The organism is Candidatus Neomarinimicrobiota bacterium, from assembly GCA_012964825.1.
In the GTDB taxonomy this organism is placed as follows: Bacteria; Fidelibacterota; Marinisomatia; order Marinisomatales; family S15-B10; genus UBA2125.
Window position 1 is genome coordinate 1 of the sequence record DTTI01000067.1, and the last position, 6,991, is coordinate 6,991.

General features: G+C 42.0%; 3 protein-coding genes and 1 pseudogene. All 4 read right to left on the reverse strand.

From position 1 onward, the window contains the following. Positions 1-87 precede the first annotated feature (87 nt). The 4 genes and pseudogenes from EYO21_06475 to EYO21_06490 all read right to left on the reverse strand — a co-directional run bounded on the left by EYO21_06475 (position 88) and on the right by EYO21_06490 (position 6,868). Positions 88-207: pseudogene (locus tag EYO21_06475) on the reverse strand (sorbosone dehydrogenase family protein). 24 nt (positions 208-231) lie between these two features. Further along, positions 232-2,316 (reverse strand): hypothetical protein, encoded by a 2,085-nt coding sequence (locus tag EYO21_06480; protein ID HIB03452.1) that lies wholly within the window; start codon positions 2,314-2,316, stop codon positions 232-234. Then, positions 2,313-5,723 carry a DUF4960 domain-containing protein gene (locus EYO21_06485; GenBank protein HIB03453.1) on the reverse strand — a complete coding sequence of 1,137 codons (3,411 nt, stop codon included), beginning with the start codon at positions 5,721-5,723 and terminating at the stop codon, positions 2,313-2,315. Before EYO21_06485 ends, EYO21_06480 begins: the two co-directional genes overlap by 4 nt. A 44-nt stretch (positions 5,724-5,767) precedes the next feature. Continuing rightward, positions 5,768-6,868 (reverse strand): galactose mutarotase, encoded by a 1,101-nt coding sequence (locus EYO21_06490; protein HIB03454.1) that lies wholly within the window; start codon positions 6,866-6,868, stop codon positions 5,768-5,770. Between the last annotated feature and the right edge of the window lie 123 nt (positions 6,869-6,991).

Here is a 6,991-nt window from a genome sequence, read left to right on the forward strand (position 1 = left end):
TACCGCTATCTCTCCTTAGTTTGCCTCCAGAGAGGTAGTTTCTCTATTATGTTTCCACATCAACTTTCTCAACCACTTTCCCAATCTCAACCCAGAAATTGACGCATAAATCTCATTGTCTTCATCACAGACATTACACGGTGCTCCTACCGGTATATAAAGTCGGCCGTCTGGACCGAAGCGGATGAACTTCCATCCATGGGGCCCATAACGCAACACTAGTGTTACAGATTAATTAATCTGATCTAAATCAATAAACATCCTTGCAACAATTCCAGTCCATATGTAGGTCTTATTCCAGCCCGTCTGATAATCATCGGCACTATAGAATTCCCAGAAATTGTGATCCACTTTCAATTGGTGAATTACATTATCCATTACCCGTGACGCCAGTTCAACAGCTTCGTCAACATACCCATAGTCCAGTAAGCCTCTGAAAAGAAGATACTGCCACTGGATCCATATGGGTCCATTCCAATATCCTATTGGATTATAGTACTCATCTTTTGCAGTCAACGTGGGAACACCGAACGGTCTCCAGAATTCATGGGGATCAGTCATAACCTTTATGAGATCATGAGCCTGTTTCTTTGTAGCGATGCCTGCCCACAATGGCAGAAATCCGATGATCTCTTTGACCTTCAAATCATTATTGTTGTTAAACGAGAAGTCTAGATCGTTCTTATCGATGTTGTAGTAAAAACCTGTTCTTTTATCCCAGAGATGGTGGTTAATCAATCTACTTCTTCTTTCCGCAATTGACTTCCATTGATGCTCTTCATCAGTCAATCTCAGTTCATGTGCCATGTTTGTAAGAGACTTTGCTTCCATAACCATCATCGCATTTATGTCAGGACCTTCAAAATTGGATGGCCAACCTATACGGTCCCATACAGCCACCCGTCCATCCCTGACACTTTCCAACTCAGCATGGGCACCCCATTCACTTAAACCGTTATTGTTAGAATCCCGTCTCGAACTGTAATAGTTGTAGAATTTTTTTCCTGAAAGGTATGCCTGCTCCAAAAATTTTCTGTCACCAGTGATCTTGAAGATCTCGTAGTTCTGATAATTGTACCAGGGAGCTGATGAAGTGAAGTCTCCGTTGTGCTCAATCTGTTCATTGAGGTAAGGTCCTGTTCGGTAATTGATATATCCGTTGGGCCCTTGTCTTTCCATGTAAACCCTTTGCGAATCCATTGCGCTCTCCGGATCCATGTGCGCATAAGCCAACATGACTAGACTCTCATGGAAAACCTGTCCACCATAGCCCCATCCCCATTTCGGCTCACGGGAAAAAACATAGTAGTTATAGTTGCAGGCCCCTTCTGGGGGCATGATGCACTGCCTTATTAACGAAAATGCATTCCAGTAGAGATTTTTGTAATCTTTGTTGGAAAAGTTCAAAATGGGAATCCTTGAATACGTTTTTTCATTGTCCCTCAAAACATTCTCCAGATTGAAATCAATTGCCTGCCTGCACTGAGAGCGAAGCTGATTATAGCTTTTTTTTACATCGCTAACTCCCCGCACAATCCTTATTGATTTTTGTTCCCCAGGGCTGAGAGATATACCTTTCAAAAAAATGAAAAACTTCCCTCCCGATAAATCTGCAGTATCTGCTAAATCATTTATGCCTTTTAGGAATGATTTTTCACTTTCATAAACACCTTTACCATGAGTCTTCTGATCAATGAGATAAATGCTTCTTAGGTTTTCTATTAAAGGAATATCATGGTCATCCATCCACGCGTCCCGCTTATTAACAAATTCAAATCCGAAAGCTAGAGAATCAACCATTCCAAGCTTCTCGATCCGTCCTGTTTCATGGCTATAATAAGGGTACAGTTCCAATTTAATTGAAGTACTACCTTCATTAATGATTTCAATTTGCATGATGGTCAGAGAAGATGAATAAACAGTGAAGAACACATCAACACGTAAATTCTGAAAGGGGTAATAATAGAACTTAACCATGTCACTATACGTGGCGGTTATGATCGGCTCTTTATAGAACTGATAAAGTCGATTCCGGTAATCATCGTTCAGTCTGAATGCCAAGCCCAAACTGCCACCTTTTTCACTTTTGAACAACACCGGGTCCTGTGAGCGGTACCACGCCAGATGATAACCTTGATCAATTTTGTATGCTGACCGGGACAGGGGGGCGGCATACGTAGTAAAAACAGCGTCATCTTTGTCAGCGTTGAGGTTCGATAAATACTGTCCGTAAGCAGAAGAGATTGACAAAGCAAGGCAAACCGTAGCAAACCACTTTATTCGCTCTGCAGCCTTTGCTTTCCCACGAAACTTCATTTGAGCAATACCTTTACAGTTTTATTCACGTACTTCTTTTTGGTCAGTGCAAAGCTTATAGCAAGTCTATGTGAGTTATCTTTCCGCTCGATCATCATTGCATTTTCTATGTGATCTATCTCTCTATCGGGGATATAGAGTTCAATTACTTCATTCGACCCACTTCGACCTTGAAGTTCAATTATAAATTCTTTCCCTCTGAAATCTGCGCTTAATAATCTGAATCCATTGGATTTATATCCCGGTTTTGGATTTGGCACCAAGGGAATTACATCAATGCTACCAGAATGCTCGATCTCAAGAATTGAAGATTTTCTCAATTCCAGATTAATTATTAGCTGAGTATGACGACTATTAAAATCAATCTTAGGTTTAAGTTCTCCGCCGTTTAGTTTGACGTTATGGATCTCGGTTCCTGGAGGCAAGAAGGGTGCGAACGACAATAATAATCGCCGTCTGCCGCTGTGGGCAAATTGGTAGGTTGTTGTCCCCTCAATCCTTTTCATCTCAAAATCCAAGTCATGATCTCCGATCTTGATATTATTGACATTGAAAGAATCCCAGTGAGCAGGTAGACTTGGCGACAGTGAAACCTTATGCTCGACAGCATTCGATTCTAGCCCGAGCATTCCCTCAAGGATAGGTTGTGATACCATTGTTTGCGACCAGGACTGATGTGGACACACCCCAGACGGCTTGTACTCTAGACCATTCAATACCTCCTCAACAAATCCCCTGGCCCAATGTCGGTACACCAGCAGGTTGTTCATGATATGGGAATACCCCTGCTTGAAATTACCATTCTTGTATTCAGCGAGAGCCGTCCATCCAGTAAAAAGAGGCCACACACTTCCAGTATGATAGCCGTTAGGATTGAAGAGGTCACTTTCTTTTCTTACAATTCGTACTCCCCAATCTGAGGAGAAACCGTTCTGCCCAAATTGTCCCAGAACAGGGAATGTTTTATCTTCATCTATCTGATCGAACAACAGTGGTATTGCCGCTAAAATTGTCAGCTCCGGATTAAAACTTCCATCGCTATTTTTCCCATAATAGAAGAACTCGTCTTTTTCATTCCAATATTCCTCATTAATGATTTTTCTTACAATCTTATGTTCCTTCAAATATTTTTCAGACTCCTCGGTATAGCCCAGTGACAATGCTATGTAAGCAGTTTCTTTTAGGGCCTCCGCCCAACACGAAGCAAGGTAGAGTGTGGAACGTGATCCGTATAAACCTCCTCCCTCAATCCAACCATGACCAACATTTGTGTTTTCAATCAGATGATCTCCGTTTGTATCTGTCGAAAAACAAAAATCAACAGCTTTCTTTACATACGGCCAGCTCTCCCGAAGAAACTTCAGGTCTCCTGAATGTTTCAGGTATCGTCCCGCCAGCACTATATAAAGCGGCGTCGCATCAGCTGCGTCATAGTGGACTACCCCTGAAGTAGAAAGTTCATGGAAAATCTTTCCGCTCAAATCTTGGTAATCCTGGAAGATTGTGAGTATCGATTTTACCTTTTCAAAATCACCATAATTGAGAAGGGCGAATCCGCTCCATTGAGCGTCCCTACCAAAATACCAGGCATACCCGGGACGTCCGTTCACCTGATGGCCTCCATCCCAACCAGTGGCTGTGGTGGAATATCCAGCCACTAATGATTTGCCCACACCCGGTGTATCAACATAAAACCGGTTCGCACCGATAAGTGACCACTTGTAACCTTCGTTAACAACGGAATCCGGCGTTGTGACCTGTGTATGCTCTGCGAGAAAACCGCTTGTAGATTCCTTCGCTTCAATCAGCATCGCTTCAGGGTCAATCACGGCTGCTCTGTATTCTTTCTCTAACTCAACCATCCCTTGATTGGATGCCGTAATAATCATATCAAGGTTGTCATTCATCTCAAGGTTGAACTCAAGAGCCCCTGATACAAGAAAGTTTTCTCCCTCTACTCCCCGCAGAAGAGTGTCTGCTTTGATTATCTCATTGAAAGGACCTATGATTTGTTTGTACGGACGGCTGTTGGAACCCAGGATTAGACCAGACTCTTCATTCTTGTCCTTAATGACAAATGCGTTCAAGCCCGGGTCCCAAGCATAGAATAGATTCTTGGTCACCGCTTGGGAATACGGCCACATAAGACGCATATTCGATTTAAAACTGACAATCATTTTTGCGGGATAAACCCCGCGGTACTCATAATGAATGACCCCAGTGGGTCTAGTAATCGAAGTTGTGACTATTTCTGTTAAATATGCCCTTCTAAACTTGTACTGTCTTGAAAAAGATTCGGGGCGAACTTCCAGCTCGGGGTTCTGATCATTGAGCCATAGGATACTGTCACCACTGTTGAACTGAATTCCCACCTTATAATCCCTCAGAGCCATGAACGGATGCACCCAAACCTCTTCTATACCCCCCTTTTCCTTTCCCATAACAACCAATCGACGTCCAGCAACGTCCCAGAAATTCTCGGACGCATCTCGAGAATAAAGGGAAATAGACCCTGGGCTCTTATCCCACACTTTAGCGGGCGGAATCTCAACAGAAGGTGTATTTCTTTTGAAAGAACGAATCAAATTGGGTTGATAGTCCCAGTAGTGTTTATTCTTAAATCTTTTCTGCCCAGCGAGGTAATTGAAAATATTTTCGAGAAAAAGGGTCAGATGATCTTTATGATAGTTTGGTGCAGCCAGATAGACATAGGCACCAACGGCTATAACCTTCCCGCCACCATATTCATATTCCAACATCAGTTTTGAGTTTTCCCTTAAGTGTATATAAGACCAATCGACCGCTATCACCTTTCCATTTTGAGGCACAATATCATCAAAGTAGCCGAGTTGGCGACACTTAACATCTTGATACGGATTATATATATTGGCACCCCCGAAAAACCCATCAAAAATGGGGTGCTGTCTGAAGGCATGCAACCCTATCTTACGTCCATAGCCACTGTCTCGCACTTCTACATATCGTACCTGCGGTCTTTCGGTCTCAAGACCAAGATCCACTATGTACGTAAAGGCATCCTGAGTCAGTAGAAGAGTCCCACCTTCCCGGATGAAGTTTTTCACAGATGATAGGATGTGAGGTTCTTTATTAATAACCGGCACACGCGAGGTGTCAACTCTATGAAACCACAAAACGTCGATTTCATCCAAGATTTGAGTTGTTTCACTCAATTGGTCAAAAGTAAAGGCTTTTAGACTCAATTTTTCGTTCTGTTTTAGGAATTCAATAGCGGCCTTTTCTTCATCTGTCATTTGTCCTATTATTTCATTATGAATTAAACCCACCGTGATCTTTTTTGGTCGAGTAGGGTTTTCACAGGATAAGGAAAAAATTCCCGCGAAAATAATCAGACAACACATTAACGGCTTCAAAAAGACCCGCGGCATAATTATTGGATTGTTTTGTCAAGCACTAGAGACTCAGGTGTGCTTTAATGGATTGAGAATTGATAAACTGTAGAGTGCATATATTTTTCTCCAGGATATAACATAGTAGTTGGAAAATTTTTGTGGTTAGGTGAATCTGGGAAATGTTGTGTTTCTAAGCAGAAACCAAAATACTTATTATAAACAATGTCGTGCTTGCCAATAATGCTTCCATCAAGAAAATTCCCAGAATAGAATTGTACACCCGGTTCAGTAGAATAGACTTCCATGACCCTACCGCTTGTTTGCTCATGCACTTTGGCAATAAGACTCATCTGTCCTGGTTTCTCATCAATAACATAACAATGATCATATCCTCCTTTAATTTGGTCAATTCTTGATCCCACCGTATTTGGCTGTGTGAAATCCATTTCAGTTCCTCTTAGATCACGAATTTCTCCCGTGGGAATAAGGTTTTTATCGATGACAACATAGCTACTGGCTTTGATCATTATTTCATGGTTCAGAATGTTTTGTTTCCCTCCTGTCAAATTAAAATACCCATGATGGGTTAGATTCACTGGACAAGCCTTATCGGTTTCGGCAAGATAATCGATCATCAGTTGATTCTCATTTGTTAACCTGTAGGTCACCTTGACATTGAGATTCCCGGGGTACCCCTCCTCCATATCTTTACTCAGATAACTTAGTTTAATTCCTACCTCGTTTTCTCCCTTGAACGGCTCTGGATCCCACACCACCTTATCAAATCCTTTTATCCCTCCATGGAGATGATTATTTCCGTCATTGGCAGCCAGACTATATAGCACTCCTTCTAATTCAAATATCCCTCCACCAATTCGGTTGGCGTACCTTCCTACGATGGCTCCGAAATATGGATGACCGTCCAGATAACTTTGGAGGTCATCAAAACCCAGTACGATATCTTCAAGATTACCATTCTTGTCTGGCACTAACAGGGACGTTATAATGCCACCATAGTTGGTGATCTTGACTGTATGTCCATTGTTATTTGTTAAAGTAAATAGATCAACACTAACTCCTCCATCTGTTTGTCCGAATGTTTCCTGATCCACAAATAATCTGCTACCTCTCCTCTCTTGTGTTTCCCCTTGAATTTCGATTGTGGGAAGTGGGCCATTCATTATTGCCTGAATCTCTTTCTGTATGGATTCAGAAAAGGTCTGTCCATCAATTGAAGATAGCAGACAATAGATCACAGAGGGAAATAATCTGATATAGGTGTGTCTAAATATCATTTACTTGTT